The 16,571-nt window shown below is 43.1% G+C and carries 16 protein-coding genes and 2 other annotated features (1 of these 18 only partly in view); all 16 genes read right to left on the bottom strand.

Annotated elements, in window-relative coordinates; translation table 11 throughout:
• Positions 1 to 82: 82 nt before the first annotated feature.
• The 16 genes from rpoC to cysE all read right to left on the bottom strand — a co-directional run bounded on the left by rpoC (position 83) and on the right by cysE (position 16,444).
• On the bottom strand, positions 83 to 3,682 hold the full coding sequence (rpoC, locus tag MKX38_RS00685; RefSeq protein ID WP_004399688.1) for a DNA-directed RNA polymerase subunit beta': 3,600 nt from the start codon (positions 3,680 to 3,682) through the stop codon (positions 83 to 85).
• 61 nt (positions 3,683 to 3,743) lie between these two features.
• Entirely contained in the window at positions 3,744 to 7,325 is a 3,582-nt protein-coding gene (gene rpoB, locus MKX38_RS00680; protein ID WP_009966326.1) for a DNA-directed RNA polymerase subunit beta, read from the bottom strand.
• A 245-nt stretch (positions 7,326 to 7,570) separates the two neighbouring features.
• Positions 7,571 to 8,176, bottom strand: a complete 606-nt coding sequence (locus tag MKX38_RS00675) for a class I SAM-dependent methyltransferase (RefSeq protein WP_339188304.1) — start codon at positions 8,174 to 8,176, stop codon at positions 7,571 to 7,573.
• An 89-nt stretch (positions 8,177 to 8,265) separates the two neighbouring features.
• On the bottom strand, positions 8,266 to 8,637 hold the full coding sequence (rplL, locus tag MKX38_RS00670) for a 50S ribosomal protein L7/L12 (RefSeq protein ID WP_003156436.1): 372 nt from the start codon (positions 8,635 to 8,637) through the stop codon (positions 8,266 to 8,268).
• A gap of 45 nt (positions 8,638 to 8,682) precedes the next feature.
• A complete protein-coding gene (gene rplJ / locus MKX38_RS00665; protein ID WP_003235042.1) occupies positions 8,683 to 9,183 on the bottom strand; it encodes a 50S ribosomal protein L10 in 501 nt (166 codons plus the stop codon).
• 65 nt (positions 9,184 to 9,248) lie between these two features.
• Positions 9,249 to 9,389, bottom strand: a sequence feature (ribosomal protein L10 leader region).
• A 45-nt stretch (positions 9,390 to 9,434) separates the two neighbouring features.
• A complete protein-coding gene (gene rplA, locus MKX38_RS00660; protein WP_003235040.1) occupies positions 9,435 to 10,133 on the bottom strand; it encodes a 50S ribosomal protein L1 in 699 nt (232 codons plus the stop codon).
• A gap of 94 nt (positions 10,134 to 10,227) precedes the next feature.
• Positions 10,228 to 10,653 carry a 50S ribosomal protein L11 gene (gene rplK / locus MKX38_RS00655; RefSeq protein ID WP_003156430.1) on the bottom strand — a complete coding sequence of 142 codons (426 nt, stop codon included), beginning with the start codon at positions 10,651 to 10,653 and terminating at the stop codon, positions 10,228 to 10,230.
• A gap of 167 nt (positions 10,654 to 10,820) precedes the next feature.
• A complete protein-coding gene (nusG, locus tag MKX38_RS00650) occupies positions 10,821 to 11,354 on the bottom strand; it encodes a transcription termination/antitermination protein NusG (RefSeq protein WP_003225764.1) in 534 nt (177 codons plus the stop codon).
• 178 nt (positions 11,355 to 11,532) lie between these two features.
• The gene (secE, locus tag MKX38_RS00645) at positions 11,533 to 11,712 is read right to left on the bottom strand and encodes a preprotein translocase subunit SecE (RefSeq protein ID WP_004399676.1); all 180 of its coding nucleotides are present in this window, start codon (positions 11,710 to 11,712) and stop codon (positions 11,533 to 11,535) included.
• Positions 11,713 to 11,745: 33 nt separating this feature from the next.
• Positions 11,746 to 11,895: a 50S ribosomal protein L33 gene (rpmG, locus tag MKX38_RS00640; protein ID WP_003156421.1), complete on the bottom strand. Its 150-nt coding sequence runs from the start codon at positions 11,893 to 11,895 to the stop codon at positions 11,746 to 11,748.
• A gap of 92 nt (positions 11,896 to 11,987) precedes the next feature.
• Positions 11,988 to 12,644 (bottom strand): RNA polymerase sporulation sigma factor SigH, encoded by a 657-nt coding sequence (gene sigH / locus MKX38_RS00635; RefSeq protein WP_003225758.1) that lies wholly within the window; start codon positions 12,642 to 12,644, stop codon positions 11,988 to 11,990.
• 62 nt (positions 12,645 to 12,706) lie between these two features.
• On the bottom strand, positions 12,707 to 13,219 hold the full coding sequence (rae1, locus tag MKX38_RS00630; RefSeq protein WP_003235032.1) for a ribosome-dependent mRNA decay endonuclease Rae1/YacP: 513 nt from the start codon (positions 13,217 to 13,219) through the stop codon (positions 12,707 to 12,709).
• A gap of 6 nt (positions 13,220 to 13,225) precedes the next feature.
• On the bottom strand, positions 13,226 to 13,975 hold the full coding sequence (gene rlmB, locus MKX38_RS00625) for a 23S rRNA (guanosine(2251)-2'-O)-methyltransferase RlmB (protein WP_014475598.1): 750 nt from the start codon (positions 13,973 to 13,975) through the stop codon (positions 13,226 to 13,228).
• On the bottom strand, positions 13,959 to 14,390 hold the full coding sequence (locus tag MKX38_RS00620) for a mini-ribonuclease 3 (RefSeq protein ID WP_004399685.1): 432 nt from the start codon (positions 14,388 to 14,390) through the stop codon (positions 13,959 to 13,961). Before MKX38_RS00620 ends, rlmB begins: the two co-directional genes overlap by 17 nt.
• 3 nt (positions 14,391 to 14,393) lie before the next feature.
• Positions 14,394 to 15,794, bottom strand: a complete 1,401-nt coding sequence (gene cysS / locus MKX38_RS00615) for a cysteine--tRNA ligase (protein WP_014478619.1) — start codon at positions 15,792 to 15,794, stop codon at positions 14,394 to 14,396.
• Positions 15,791 to 16,444: a serine O-acetyltransferase gene (gene cysE, locus MKX38_RS00610; protein ID WP_003225749.1), complete on the bottom strand. Its 654-nt coding sequence runs from the start codon at positions 16,442 to 16,444 to the stop codon at positions 15,791 to 15,793. Before cysE ends, cysS begins: the two co-directional genes overlap by 4 nt.
• Before the next feature lie 68 nt (positions 16,445 to 16,512).
• Positions 16,513 to 16,571 (bottom strand) — a binding site (T-box leader); it runs 172 nt beyond the window's last position.

Genomic DNA, 16,571 nt, shown 5'->3' with positions numbered 1-16,571 from the left:
TCGTTCTTCTCATAGAGTGACTTTTTCATAAATATATCTGCTGAAAGACTGTTTTTGCAGTCTTTCAGCAGAGTTAAATCAGTTATTCAACCGGGACCATATCGTCAGTCGGCTGAACATTTGATACTGGTTTTACTTTACGGTATTTCATCATTCCTGTACCAGCTGGAACAAGCTTACCGATGATAACATTCTCTTTCAAGCCGAGAAGCTCGTCACGCTTACCTTTGATCGCTGCATCTGTAAGGACACGTGTTGTTTCCTGGAAGGAAGCAGCAGATAAGAATGAATCAGTTTCAAGAGATGCTTTTGTAATACCGAGTAAGACAGGACGGCCTGTAGCAGGTCGATTGCCTTCAAGCAATACCTTTTTGTTCGCTTCAGTAAATTGGTGAATATCAAGCAATGTACCTGGAAGCACATCAGTGTCACCGGCATCAATCACGCGTACTTTACGAAGCATCTGGCGAACCATTACTTCTACGTGTTTATCACCGATTTCAACACCCTGCATACGGTAAACCTTTTGAACCTCATGGAGAAGATACTCTTGAACAGTCGTCAGGTCAGTCACTTTAAGAAGTTCTTTCGGATCGATTGAACCTTCTGTCAGTACTTGGCCTCGAGTAATTTTATCTCCTTCCGCTACTTTCAGGCGGGAGTTGTAAGGTGCCGTATAAGAACGTGTTTCCACTGCGCCTTGAACCACAATTTCCTGTTGCTTATCACGAACTTCATTGATCTCAACGACTGTACCGTCGATTTCTGTAATTGTTGCCTGACCTTTCGGATTACGCGCTTCGAAAAGCTCTTGGATACGCGGAAGACCCTGTGTGATATCGTCTCCGGCAACCCCGCCTGTATGGAATGTACGCATTGTTAACTGTGTACCAGGCTCACCGATTGATTGGGCAGCAATGATTCCGACAGCTTCACCGACTTCAACATCGGAGCCAGTTGCAAGATTTCGGCCATAGCATCGTTTACATACACCATGAGGCGTATTACATGTGAAGGCAGAACGGATCCACACTTCTTCAATGCCGGCTTCGACAATCTCCAGTGCTTTATCTTCATCGATCAGTTCGTTTTCATTCACAAGCACTTCACCTGTTTCAGGGTGCTTCACTTGTTTTCTTGCAAAACGTCCGATTAAGCGTTCTTCTAAGCGCTCAATTGTTTCAGTTCCTTCTTTAAGAGGCTTAGCAAGAATGCCTCGGTCAGTTCCGCAATCAGTTTCACGGATGATAACATCCTGAGCAACGTCAACGAGACGGCGTGTAAGGTAACCTGAGTCAGCAGTTTTAAGAGCGGTATCGGCAAGACCTTTACGCGCACCGTGTGTGGAGATAAAGTACTCCAATACTGTCAGACCTTCACGGAAACTTGATTTGATCGGCAACTCAATGATACGTCCAGCCGGGTTGGCCATCAGGCCGCGCATTCCGGCAAGCTGCGTAAAGTTAGATGCGTTACCACGGGCACCAGAGTCACTCATCATGTAGATCGGGTTGAGTTCATCAAGTGATTTCATCAGTTTGCCTTGGATAACGTCTTTTGCAGCACTCCAGATAGAGATGACTCTCTCATAGCGTTCTTCTTCAGTGATAAGACCGCGGCGGAATTGCTTCATAACGTTGTCAACTTTGCTTTGCGCTTCCTCAAGAATTTCTTGTTTATCATCGAGTACGACGATGTCAGAAACCCCAACTGTAATACCAGCTTTAGTTGAATATTTGAAACCTAGGTTTTTCATGCGGTCAAGCATTTTAGACGTTTCCGTAATATGGAATCGTTTAAAGATTTCCGCGATGATTTTACCCAGAATGCCTTTTTTAAACGGCGCATTGATTGGCTGCTGTGCGATAACAGCTTTAACATCAGCACCTTTTTCTAAGAAGAAACGGTCAGGTGTTTTCTCTTCAATGTTGCTCTTCGTTGGTTCATTCATGTAAGGGAATGATTCCGGAAGAATTTCATTGAAGACAAGCTTACCGACAGTTGTAATTAACAATTTTGAGCGCTGTTCTTCGGTAAATGTCACATTCTTAAGTGAGTTAGCTGCAACAGCTACTCTCGTATGAAGGTGAACATATCCGTTTTGATAAGCAAGCAGCGCTTCGTCTGTATTCTTGAAGACCATGCCTTCACCGACAGCACCGGCACGCTCAAGTGTCAGGTAATAGTTACCCAGTACCATATCCTGAGACGGTGTTACAACCGGTTTACCATCTTTAGGGTTCAAGATGTTTTGAGCAGCAAGCATCAAGATGCGTGCTTCAGCTTGTGCTTCAGCAGATAATGGTACGTGAACCGCCATTTGGTCACCGTCAAAGTCAGCGTTGTAAGCTGTACATACGAGCGGGTGAAGACGGATTGCGCGTCCTTCAACAAGCGTTGGTTCAAACGCCTGGATACCTAATCTGTGAAGAGTAGGGGCACGGTTCAGCAGTACCGGGTGCTCCTTAATAACTGATTCTAGTACATCCCAAACTTCAGGCTGTACGCGCTCAATTTTGCGTTTCGCACTCTTAATGTTGTGAGCAAGACCTTTTTCAACAAGTTCTTTCATAACGAAAGGTTTGAAAAGTTCAAGTGCCATTTCCTTCGGTAATCCGCATTGGTACATTTTCAAATGAGGACCAACAACGATTACAGAACGTCCGGAGTAATCGACACGTTTACCAAGAAGGTTTTGACGGAAACGGCCTTGCTTCCCTTTCAGCATGTGAGAAAGAGATTTTAACGGTCTGTTACCAGGACCTGTTACAGGGCGTCCGCGGCGGCCGTTGTCAATTAGGGCATCGACAGCCTCTTGAAGCATACGCTTTTCGTTTTGAACGATGATGCTAGGCGCACCAAGGTCCAAAAGGCGTTTCAAACGATTGTTACGGTTGATGACACGACGATAAAGGTCATTCAAATCAGAAGTCGCAAAACGTCCGCCATCTAGCTGAACCATCGGTCTAAGCTCCGGAGGAATAACAGGAAGCACATCAAGGATCATCCAAGAAGGCTTGTTTCCTGAGTTACGGAAGGCTTCTAAAACTTCAAGACGTTTGATCGCACGAGTACGGCGTTGTCCTTGTGAAGTTTTCAGCTCTTCTTTTAACATATCAACTTCTTTGACAAGATCGATATCTTGAAGAAGTTTATGAATTGCTTCAGCACCCATAGATGCTTGGAATTTATTACCGTATTTATCAAGATAAGCACGGTATTCTTTCTCAGACAGAAGCTGTTTCTTTTCAAGCGGTGTATTCGCCGGATCAGTTACAACGTAAGAAGCAAAGTAAATGACTTCTTCTAAAGCACGAGGTGACATATCCAGCACAAGACCCATACGGCTTGGAATACCTTTGAAATACCAAATGTGGGAAACTGGGGCAGCCAGTTCAATGTGCCCCATTCTCTCACGACGGACTTTAGCCCGTGTTACTTCGACTCCGCAGCGGTCACAAACTACGCCTTTATAACGAACTCGCTTGTACTTCCCGCAATGACATTCCCAGTCCTTAGTCGGTCCGAAAATGCGTTCGCAGAATAGACCGTCCTTTTCAGGTTTTAACGTACGATAGTTTATCGTTTCAGGCTTTTTCACTTCACCAAAAGACCATGAACGGATTTTATCTGGTGAAGCAAGACCGATGTTCATATACTCAAAATTGTTCACATCTAGCAAGGGGCCTACCTCCCTTTTTATCTTCGGATTAACCGATGTCACTTGCCTTTATAACTAGAGATTATTCTTTTGTTACTACATCGCGTTCAACGTCTGCAGATGCTGTTTCTTCCGGCTCTTCATCACCTGATAATGCCAGGCCGTCAGCTTGTTTCGCATCTTCTTCGTCTTCTAAATCTCTCATTTCTATTTCTTCTTCATCACCAGAAAGGATTTTGACATCCATACCTAAGCTTTGAAGTTCTTTGATTAATACTTTGAATGATTCCGGAACACCTGGTTCAGGAACATTGTCGCCTTTAACGATGGCTTCGTATGTTTTCACACGTCCAACCACGTCATCAGACTTAACAGTCAGAATTTCTTGAAGAGTGTAAGCCGCACCGTAAGCTTCAAGTGCCCAAACCTCCATCTCACCAAAACGCTGTCCGCCAAATTGCGCTTTACCGCCAAGAGGCTGCTGCGTAACAAGTGAGTAAGGGCCTGTAGAGCGTGCGTGAAGTTTATCGTCAACCATGTGAGCCAGTTTGATCATGTACATGATACCGACAGATACACGGTTATCAAACGGCTCTCCAGTACGTCCGTCGTAAAGCACTGTTTTGGCGTCACGAGACATGCCGGCTTCTTCAAGTGTTTCCCAGACATCCTCTTCTCGCGCTCCGTCAAATACAGGAGATGCAATGTGAATGCCAAGGTAACGAGCGGCCATACCCATGTGAAGTTCCAATACCTGCCCGATGTTCATACGTGATGGTACGCCCAGCGGGTTAAGCATGATATCAATTGGTGTGCCGTCAGGAAGGTAAGGCATATCCTCTTCAGGAAGAATCTTAGAGATAACACCTTTGTTACCGTGACGACCGGCCATTTTATCCCCTTCAGAAATCTTACGTTTCTGAACGATATATACGCGTACTAACTGGTTAACACCCGGAGGAAGTTCGTCTCCGTCTTCACGGTTGAAGACTTTAACGTCATGGATAATTCCGCCGCCGCCATGAGGCACACGAAGAGAAGTATCACGAACCTCGCGGGCTTTCTCGCCGAAGATGGCGTGAAGAAGGCGTTCTTCTGCAGTCAGTTCAGTTACGCCTTTAGGCGTTACTTTACCAACAAGAAGATCTCCGTCTTTTACTTCTGCCCCAATACGGATGATTCCGCGGTCATCAAGATTGCGAAGCGCATCTTCACCGACGTTTGGAATATCGCGAGTGATTTCTTCAGGTCCAAGTTTCGTATCACGTGCTTCTGATTCGTATTCTTCAATGTGGATAGATGTATAAACATCATCCTTCACTAGGCGTTCACTCATGATGATGGCATCCTCATAGTTGTAGCCATCCCATGTCATGAAGCCGACCATTACGTTACGGCCAAGTGCAAGTTCACCAAGCTCCATAGAAGGACCGTCAGCAAGGATTTCTCCTTTTACCACTTCATCGCCGACACTTACGATCGGACGCTGGTTGTAGCACGTACCTTGGTTAGAGCGGACAAATTTCAGCAGGCTGTATTTATCCAGGTTTCCTTTTACTTTTTGACCGTCTACTTCTTCATAACGGCGAACCCAAACGTTTTTCGCTTCTACGCGTTCAACGATACCAGGGTGTTTACAAATAACAGCGGCACCAGAGTCTTTTCCTGATACGTATTCCATACCAGTTCCAACAAATGGCGCTTCCGGCTGCATCAAAGGCACAGCCTGACGCTGCATGTTCGCTCCCATGAGGGCACGGTTGGAGTCATCGTTTTCTAAGAACGGGATACATGCTGTCGCAGCAGATACAACCTGCTTAGGCGATACATCCATGTAGTCTACACGATTTCTGGAAACAACGGTGTTCTCCCCGCGGAAACGAGCTACGATGCTGTCATCAATAAAGGCGCCTTCGTCATCAAGACGAGCATTCGCTTGAGCGACAACATAGTTATCCTCTTCATCAGCAGTTAAGTAATCGATTCTGCCCGTTACCTTCCCTGTTTCAGGGTCAACGCGGCGATATGGCGTTTCAATAAAGCCAAAACGGTTTACTTTTGCATAAGATGATAGTGAGTTGATCAAACCGATGTTCGGGCCCTCAGGCGTTTCAATCGGACACATACGGCCATAGTGGGAGTAGTGAACGTCACGCACTTCCATTCCGGCACGCTCACGTGTCAATCCGCCCGGTCCTAATGCTGACAGACGACGCTTGTGCGTTAATTCAGCAAGCGGGTTCGTCTGATCCATGAATTGAGAAAGCTGTGAGCTTCCAAAGAACTCTTTAATGGATGCAATAACAGGACGAATATTGATCAGCTGCTGAGGCGTAATTGTATTCGTATCTTGAATTGACATTCTCTCACGAACCACACGCTCCATACGGCTTAAACCGATACGGAATTGGTTCTGGAGAAGCTCGCCTACAGAACGTAAACGGCGGTTTCCAAGATGATCGATATCATCTGTGTCGCCTACTCCGTGCAGCAGGTTGAAGAAGTAGCTGATTGAAGAAATAATATCAGCAGGCGTGATGTTTTTAATCTCTTCTTCGATGTAAGCATTGCCGATTACATTGATAACCTGTTCTCCTTCTTGATCAGTCGGAGCAAAGATTTTAATTGATTGAAGAGTCACTTCATCTTCAACAACGCCGCCATTCGGATACAGCTTTCTAAAACCGATTCCGTTTTCTAAGTATGGCAGTACTTTATCAAGCGTTCTTCTATCAAGAATCTGGCCTTTTTCAGCAAGGATTTCTCCTGTTTCAGGATCAACAAGCGTTTCAGCAAGTCTCTGATTGAAGAGGCGATTCTTAATATGAAGTTTTTTATTAATTTTATAGCGTCCTACATTGGCAAGATCGTATCGTTTCGGATCAAAGAAACGAGAATCAAGCAAGCTTTTCGCATTTTCTACTGTAGGCGGCTCTCCAGGACGGAGACGCTCGTAAATTTCCAGCAACGCTTTGTCGCTGTTTTCTGTGTTATCTTTATCAAGCGTATTTCGCAGGTATTCGTTTTCTCCTATGAGATCAAGAATCTCTTGATCGGAGCCGAAGCCGAGAGCACGCAAAAGAACCGTAACCGGCAACTTACGTGTGCGATCAATGCGGACATAAACAACATCTTTCGCATCAGTTTCGTATTCTAACCATGCGCCACGGTTTGGAATGACAGTTGCGGTAAAACCTTTTTTACCGTTTTTGTCTACTTTACCACTGAAATATACACTTGGAGACCGAACAAGCTGGGAAACGATAACGCGTTCCGCACCGTTAATGATAAAAGTACCTGTATCTGTCATAATAGGGAAATCACCCATGAAGACATCTTGGTCTTTTACCTCTCCAGTTTCTTTGTTAATTAAACGAACCTTCACTCTTAGCGGAGCTGAGTAAGTCACATCACGTTCTTTTGATTCCTCTACAGGATATTTAGGCTCACCTAAACTATAATCAATGAACTCAAGAGAGAGGTTACCAGTGAAATCCTCAATTGGTGATATGTCTTGAAACATCTCTCTAAGACCCTCATCAAGAAACCACTGATAAGAAGAGGTTTGAATTTCAATGAGATTTGGTAATTCTAACACTTCGCTAATGCGAGCATAGCTTCTGCGCTGGCGGTGTCGTCCATACTGAACTAGTTGACCTGTCAACTGATTCACCCCTCAAATCATGCGTATTATATGTGTAATAAGCATTTCTTCCAAAGAAAGAAAATACTTTTACAAGACAAAAGAAAAAAGGGTTTCTAATTAAGAAAACCACATCCAAAAACAAATACCGATTTTATTAGCATTTCCATACTTGTATAATTTATACATAGATATTGACAATTCATCATATCAAGCAAAATATATACATTGGCATTTTACAATATTAACATAGTTAAAATACCGAGTCAAACTTTTTTTGCTTTTATGATATAATAGCCTTTCTTTTTTTGAACGACGGAAACTTCATCGAACAGTTCCTCGAGCTTTTCAATGGCAGAAGGCGCGCCTTGCTTTTTCTGTATGACGATCCACAATTCACCTGAATCTTTTAAGTGTTCAGCGCTTTTCTCAAAGATAGCATGGACAACTTTTTTTCCGGCTCGGATTGGGGGATTTGTAAGAATAGAAGCAAATGTTTGAGCAGAATCAACGTTTGAAAACAAATCGCTTTGATAAATCTTAACGTTTGTTATTCCGTTCTGTTCCGCATTTTCATTTGATAGTTCTACGGCTCTCTCATTAACGTCAATCATGTGGATAGTCCGGTCTTTAAAGTCGCTGGCGAGCGATAAACCAATCGGGCCGTACCCGCAGCCTACATCCAAAATGCCGCCCTCAACCTCAGGCTCTTCAAAAGAATCAATCAGCAGGCGGGAGCCGAAATCAACTTCTTTTTTAGAAAAAACCCCGCTGTCGCTGGTAAACGTGAAATCTTTATTCCGAAGCCTAAAAGACCAGGTTTGCTTGTTGCTTTTCACTGAAGGTTTTTCTGAATAATAGTGCTCACTCATTATTAGAACCTCCTTTTTTCATGGCTTAAAGAATGGCAAAGAAAAAGCTCGCCTCATAAAAGCGAGCTTCCCCTACAGGTAAGTGAAGATTACTTAACTTCTACAGAAGCGCCAACTTCTTCAAGTTTAGCTTTAAGCTCTTCAGCTTCTTCTTTAGCAATACCTTCTTTAAGTGGTTTTGGAGTGTTGTCAACAAGTTCTTTAGCTTCTTTCAAGCCAAGACCAGTGATTTCACGTACAACTTTGATAACTTTGATTTTTTGAGATCCTGCACCAGCAAGGATAAGATCGAATTCGCTTTGCTCTTCAGCAGCTCCGCCTGCAGCAGCTCCGCCAGCTACAGCTACAGGAGCAGCAGCAGTTACGCCAAATTCTTCTTCGATTGCTTTTACTAGGTCGTTCAATTCAAGTACAGTTGCTTCTTTAACGGAAGCAATGATTTCTTCGATATTTAAAGCCATTTGTAATTCCTCCATTTTGTTTTAATTTATGAAAAACTGATTAGATTAAGCGCCTTGTTCTTCCTTTTGTTCTGCCACAGCTTTTGCAGCAAGAGCAAGGTTGCGAACTGGAGCTTGAAGTACGCTAAGCAACATAGAAAGCAAGCCTTCGCGTGATGGAAGTTCAGCAAGAGCTTTCACTTCTTCAACAGTAGAAACTTTACCTTCGATAACGCCAGCTTTGATTTCAAGAGCTTCGTGATTTTTAGCGAAGTCATTAAGAACTTTAGCCGGAGCGACAACATCTTCAGTGCTGAATGCGATCGCGTTCGGTCCAGTTAAGAAATCATTCAAACCATTAAGCTCAGCTTGTTCAACCGCACGGCGAGTCATCGTATTTTTGTAAACTTTGAACTCAACGTTAGCTTCGCGAAGCTGTTTACGAAGTTCAGTTACTTCAGAAACGTTAAGTCCGCGATAGTCAACGATGATCGTTGATTTACTTTCTTTCAGTTTAGAAGCAATTTCTTCAACAACAACTTTTTTTGTTTCAATTGCGCTGCTCATGGTTACACCTCCTGTAGATTCTTGTGTAACACTTATACCGTTAGGTGATCACGACTGAGACGACGGATTCCATATAAAAAGCCTCCATGAGACATGGAGGCTGTATATACAAGCATACGTAACGTAATAGCTGTGATAATATACACCTCGGTAGGATAATTAAGCGGTTAGGCCCCTACTGTCTACGGTATAAATGATATTCTATTTTACAACATTTTGAATAATATCAGAATGTTGATGTCATGTCAATATTATTTTACGTTAAAAGTTGAAGAGTCTACTTTGACACCAGGTCCCATAGTAGAAGTTACAGCAACGTTTTTCACGTAAACGCCTTTAGCTGCAGCAGGTTTAGCTTTAAGGATTGTATCGTACATTGTTGTGAAGTTCTCAACAAGTTTTTCATCCTCGAAAGAAACTTTACCGATAGGAACATGAATGTTTCCAGCTTTATCAACGCGGTATTCAACTTTACCCGCTTTGATTTCGCCGATCGCTTTTTCAACTTCGAAAGTAACTGTACCAGTTTTAGGGTTTGGCATTAAACCTTTTGGTCCAAGTACACGACCGATTTTACCAACTTCACCCATCATGTCAGGTGTAGCTACGATTACATCGAAATCGAACCAGCCTTGTTGAATTTTGTTGATGTAGTCAGTATCGCCTACGAAATCTGCACCAGCAGCTTCAGCTTCTTTCGCTTTTTCGCCTTTTGCGAAAACGAGAACGCGCTGAGTTTTACCAGTTCCGTTTGGAAGCACAACTGCTCCACGGATTTGCTGGTCGTTTTTACGAGGGTCAACCCCTAAACGGAAAGCCACTTCAACTGTAGCGTCGAATTTAGCTGTGTTTGTTTTTTTAACGAGAGCTACTGCTTCAGAGACGTCGTAAGCTTTAGAACGGTCTACAAGCTTAGCAGCTTCAACGTACTTTTTACCTTTTTTAGCCATTTTAAAATTTCCTCCTTATGTGGTTATAGCGGAATAACCTCCCACGAATAAGGGTTGCGAACTTGTTAAAACTCGCAACCCGACAAGAAACAAATTAATCCTCGATTACAATACCCATACTGCGGGCAGTACCTTCAACCATGCGCATTGCCGCTTCAACGTCTGCTGCGTTTAAGTCAGGCATTTTCGTTTCAGCGATTTCGCGTACTTTATCGCGCTTAACGGTTGCCACTTTATTACGGTTTGGTTCACCAGAACCAGACTCAATTCCAGCTGCTTTTTTAAGCAATACTGCAGCAGGTGGAGTTTTTGTAATAAATGTAAATGAACGGTCTTCGTAAACCGAAATTTCAACAGGAATGATTAAACCAGCTTGGTCAGCTGTACGAGCGTTAAACTCCTTACAGAATCCCATGATGTTAACACCGGCTTGACCAAGTGCAGGTCCAACTGGTGGTGCTGGGTTAGCTTTTCCAGCAGGAATTTGCAATTTTACAACTTTAACTACTTTTTTAGCCACGAGACACACCTCCTTAAGTCCGTGATGTGGTAATAGGGTAAACCCTCCCACTCAAGGTTTCATTCTTTATATGAATGACGAAATATCATGCTAGTTGCCTTGGATAAGTCCAAGACGTACCTTTGCTATATTATCATTTATATATAGCAATTTCAAGTTTTTTCACATTACAATTTATCGATTTGGGTAAATTCCAGCTCAACCGGCGTTTCACGGCCAAACATATTAACGAAAACTTTGACCTTGCTTTTATCATAATCAATCTCTTCAATTGATCCTGTAAAGTTAGCAAAAGGTCCGTCTATTACTTTCACTGTCTCTTTCAGTTCAAAGTCAATATCAGTTTTTCGTTCATCCATGCCCATTCTCTTCAGAATGGTTTCTGCTTCGCCCGGAAGAAGCGGCGTCGGTTTTGAACCTGACCCGGCAGATCCTACGAATCCAGTAACGCCCGGCGTGTTTCGGACAACATACCAAGAGTCGTCTGTCATTACAATTTCAACAAGCACATAACCAGGGAACACTTTCTTTTTCACGACTTTTTTCTTGCCGTTTTTGATATCCGTTTCTTCTTCTTCGGGTACGACTACACGGAAAATTTTATCCTGCATCCCCATTGATTCAACACGTTTTTCCAAGTTGGCTTTTACTTTATTCTCATAACCAGAGTACGTGTGAACAACATACCAATTCTTTTCCATTCTATTCAGGACTGTCCAGTCCTTCCCTCCCCGCATTTGGTTTTAGTGAATTACCATAACGCTTCAAAAAATAGGCGGCAAGCCTATGATAACTATCATTTTAAGCCACAATAAAAAACCCGCTGAACGGGTTTTGGCAAGTAATATTATGATCTATTATAGCACGTATTGCTGATCATTATTCAACTATTAAACGAATTAATTGAGAAATTCCTGTGTCAAGGAGGGCAAAAAAGATAACAAAAAAGATAACTGTTGAAATTACCGTAATGGTATAACGCGTTAACTCTTTTCCTTTAGGCCAGCTTACCTTTTTCATTTCTTTCCCAACATCTTTAAAGAATTTCATAATACGCATGTAAAAGACCTCCACAATTTAAAAGCGCAAAAACTATTTTGTTTCAAGATGAGCTGTATGTGAATTGCAAGTACTGCAGTATTTCTTTACTTCTAATCGCTCAGCCGCTGATGCAGAGCTCTTCATTGTCGTATAATTACGGTTTCCGCATGTCTTGCATGCTAACGTAATCTTTTTTCTCATGTCATTACACCTTTTTCTAAATAGACATTAGTTCTTATCTTTAGTAACATATCATAGTCAGAAAAATACTGTCAATATAGCATAAATTCCTATTACAAACTGATTTCGCGAATTTCCAAGTACTTCTCCAGCTTGCGTTTCACACGCTGAAGGGCATTGTCGATCGATTTCACATGTCGGTTCAGTTCATCAGAAATCTCTTGGTAACTTCTCCCGTCGAGATATAAGACGAGTACTTTTCTCTCTAAATCACTTAATAGTTCTCCCATTTTCATTTCAATATCATCAAATTCTTCCTGATTAATGATCATTTCCTCAGGATTTAAGGTTTTCGCTCCTGAAATGACATCCAGCAGCGTTCGGTCTGATTCTTCATCAAAAATCGGTTTATCTAATGAGACGTAGGAATTCAAAGGAATGTGTTTCTGGCGAGTAGCTGTCTTTATTGCGGTAATAATTTGGCGGGTAATACATAATTCTGCGAAAGCTTTGAATGAGGTAAGCTTGTCCTCTTTGAAGTCACGAATAGACTTATAGAGGCCTATCATGCCTTCCTGAACAATATCCTCTCTGTCCGCCCCTATTAAGAAATAGGATCTTGCTTTTGCCCGAACAAAGTTTCGGTACTTCGTAATCAAGTAATCTAACGCATCACTGTCCCCAACATGAACCTTTTCAATGACCTGCTCGTCCTCCAACTGGCAAAACTGCTCTTTGTTGAATTTTCCCTTGTTGTTCTGTAGATTCACTCCGATCCCCCCGGCGCACGTAGATAGAAATATTATACAGTATTGGGCAAAAAAGCGTCAACTTAATCTAAGTCTCCCCGCCTCCACTTTTCAAACGTTTTCAAAACCTCTTCCGATAAAGCAATTTTACCCGCCGGCTTTTCGGAAGTGATTTTTCTTACCCGTCTCTCTATTCGCCTTTCAATCGTTTCTACCTCTCTCAGAAGCTCCCGGGCCGATTTCCGCAATGCCCCCTGTCCGAAAATCGCCCACTGCTCAGTATAGTCAGAGGTCGCAACGTGAATTTGAGTCGCAATATTATTCAAAGCCTGAGCGAGCTTTTCTATCCGCTCATCAGCCGTCTCATTTTCTTTTGTAAAAATTACTTCAACTCTATGGTTGGTCTGTTTTTTCTCAAGCCCTTTTACGAGATGCGCGTCAAAAACAACAATAACCCTGTTTCCTGTATACGATTGATATTCCGCCATTTTCTGAATCAGTACGTCTCTCGCCTCTTCAAAACTGTTCGCTTTTAAATCCTTCAGCTGCGGCCAGGCTCCAATCATGTTGTACCCGTCTACTAACAGGATATCCATGGGTCTTTATTCTCCCAGAGGGTTTCGTTTCCGGTAGACTTCATACATCAAAAGACCAGCCGCGACAGATGCATTTAGTGAAGTTACCTTTCCGGCCATCGGGAGTTTAATGAGAAAATCGCACTTTTCTTTCACAAGGCGGCCCATCCCTTTTCCTTCACTTCCGATGACTAGAGCCAAAGGCATATTGCCGTCCATATTACGGTAATCCTCACGCGCGGACGCATCCGTTCCGACAACCCAGATTCCCCGCTCTTTCATCTCTTCTAACGTCCGTGCCAAATTGGTGACTCTTGCTACAGGAATGTGCTCAATTGCTCCTGTTGAAGCTTTTGCCACTGTTGTTGTCAGCCCGACAGCTCTCCGTTTTGGAATGACGATGCCATGAGCGCCGACCGCATCTGCTGTCCTCATAATGGAACCAAGATTATGAGGGTCTTCAAGCTCGTCCAGAATGAGGAAGAAAGGCTGTTCATTTTTTTCTTCGGCTGCTTTATATAAATCGTCCAGTTCTGCATATTCATACGCTGCAACCTGTGCCACTACGCCCTGATGCTGTCCTGTCACCATTTGATCGAGTTTTTTTCTCGGGACGTATTGAATCGTGATTCCCTGCTTTTTGGCAAGCTCAATCACTTGCTGTGCTTGTCCCTTTACGGTGTTTTCCGCCATCCACAGCTTATACAGCTTCCGATCAGATTTTAACGTCTCGATCACTGCATTTTTCCCTATGACGTAATCATGTTGCTGACTCATTTGTTTTCCTCCCTGACGTCCCGAATTGTATAGCTTCGGCTACGAGCTGACTAAGTCGTTCCTCTTTTTTCTCTAGAAAAAGGTAGCCCAGAAGCGCTTCAAATGCTGTACTGTAGCGGTACGTCTGAACATCTGTATTTTTAGGTGTTGTCCCTGACTTGGCATTTCTGCCTCTTTTTAGCACCGCTTCCTCTTCTTCCGTAAAAAATGATTGATTCTGCAGAAAAAATAGGATCTCAGCCTGTGACTTTGCTGAAACAATCCGGCTTGATTTCTTATGAAGATCATTTGGTTTGGTAAAGCCCTGCTTAAGCAGGTGATGCCTGACATACACTTCAAAAATGGCATCACCTATATAAGCAAGCGCAAGACCGTTAAGCTGCTTAGAATCTTTTATCGTATCAAATTCAAGCATCTGTTATTCTCCCCGTTTCCAGCGAGTGCCTTGAGCCGTATCTTCAAGAATGATATTCATGCTTTTCAGCTGGTCGCGGATCTGGTCTGACAATGCAAAATCGCGATTCCGGCGCGCTTCATTTCGCTTTTCGATTAAGTCTTCAATCTCTTGATCGAGAAGTTCCTGCTCACCCAACGAAAAACCGAGGACAGAAACAATGCGGTCAAACATCTCAATAAACGCCGTAATCACATGATCAGCCGTATGATCTTTCTGAAGATAATAATTGGCGTGTTTCGCTAAGTCAAACAAGACTGAAATGGCATTCGCCGTATTAAAATCATCGTCCATCGCTTCTTCGAATGCTTTGCGGTGTTCTTCAACTTTTTCAAGCCATTGATCGTCATCTTCGGTTAAATTCGTACTGCTGTTCAGACGGTGCTGAAGATTGCTGTACGCTGTTTTTAAACGGTTGAACGCGCTTTTCGTATTCTCCAGAAGCTCTTCTGAATAGTTAATCGGATGGCGATAATGAACAGATAGCATAAAGAATCTCAAAAGCTGCGGATCATGCTGTTTAATGATGTCATGCACAAGCACAAAGTTGCCTAGTGATTTTGACATTTTTTCATTATCAATATTGATATAACCATTATGAAGCCAATACTTCGCAAACGTTTTGCCTGTTAGCGCCTCAGATTGCGCAATTTCGTTTTCATGGTGAGGGAATGTTAAATCCTGTCCGCCCGCATGGATATCAATCTGGTCACCGAGATACTTTTTCACCATTGCTGAGCATTCAATGTGCCAGCCCGGACGTCCTTTTCCCCAAGGGCTATCCCAAGAGATTTCTCCTTCTTTTGCCGCTTTCCACAGTGCGAAATCAAGAGCATCTTCTTTTTTCTCGCCGACTCGGATGCGTGCACCTGATCTAAGTTCATCGATTGATTGCTGAGAAAGCTTTCCGTACCCTTCAAACGCTCTGGTTTTGAAATATACGTCACCTTCTGATTCATATGCGTAGCCCTTTTTCACGAGCTGATCTACGAATTCGATAATGGCATCCATGTTCTCCATTACTCGCGGATGAAGGTCGGCTTTTCGGCAGCCGAGCGCACCTACGTCTTCAAAGTATGCTTTAATAAAACGCTCTGAAATGGTGGGTACATCCTCACCGAGTTCATTTGCCGCTTTAATTAATTTATCGTCTACGTCTGTGAAGTTAGAGACATACTGCACATCATAGCCTTTATACTCTAAATAGTTTCGAACCGTATCGTAAACGATTGCCGGACGCGCGTTCCCGATATGAATGTAATTGTAAACCGTGGGTCCGCATACATACATTTTCACTTTTCCCTCTTCAAGAGGAACGAATGTTTCCTTCTGTCTAGTCAATGTATTATAAAGTGTGATTGTCATTTTTGATTGATCCTTTCTTTTCTGTCTTCAAGTTCTGCCTTCAGCTCTAAAATCTGCTGTTCCAAAGACTTAAAGCGGTCAGCAACTGGATCGGGCAAATCCTGATGGTTTAAATCGCGTCTTACTTTCTTGCCATTTTGTACAACGACCCGTCCAGGGATACCGACAACTGTTGAAAAATCAGGAACATCATGCAGCACTACTGAACCAGCCCCAATCTTTGAGCCTTCACCGACCGTAATAGAACCGAGCACTTTAGCACCTGTGGCTATCAATGCGTCATCTTTAATCGTTGGGTGCCTTTTTCCCTTTTCTTTTCCCGTTCCCCCGAGGGTAACCCCCTGAAAAACGGTTACGTTATTGCCGATTTCACATGTCTCCCCAATGACAACCCCCATGCCGTGGTCTATGAAAAATCTTCTCCCGATTGTAGCGCCGGGGTGGATTTCTATCCCGGTAAAAAATCGGCTTACTTGAGATATAAGGCGTGCAAGGAAATAAAATTTTCGTTTATATAAAGCATGTGCAATCCGATGCGCCCATATAGCATGTAAACCGGAATAAGTTAAAATCACTTCAAAATAGCTTCTTGCTGCGGGATCTTGATCGAACACAGTATCAATGTCTTCTTTGAGCATTCTAAAAAACACATGCTTCCCCCCGTTTCTCTATCTGATTTCCTCTACCCAATAAAAAAAGCGCCTCTGCATGTAAACATGACAGAGACGCTTTAACCGCGCGGTTCCACTCTGTTTGAAAAGCAGACTTCTGCTCTCC

The sequence above is a fragment of the Bacillus sp. FSL M8-0025 genome, assembly GCF_037975475.1.
GTDB lineage: Bacteria > Bacillota > Bacilli > Bacillales > Bacillaceae > Bacillus > Bacillus subtilis.
The sequence above is the reverse complement of the archived record's forward strand: the minus strand, read 5'-3'. Positions and strand labels throughout refer to the sequence as shown.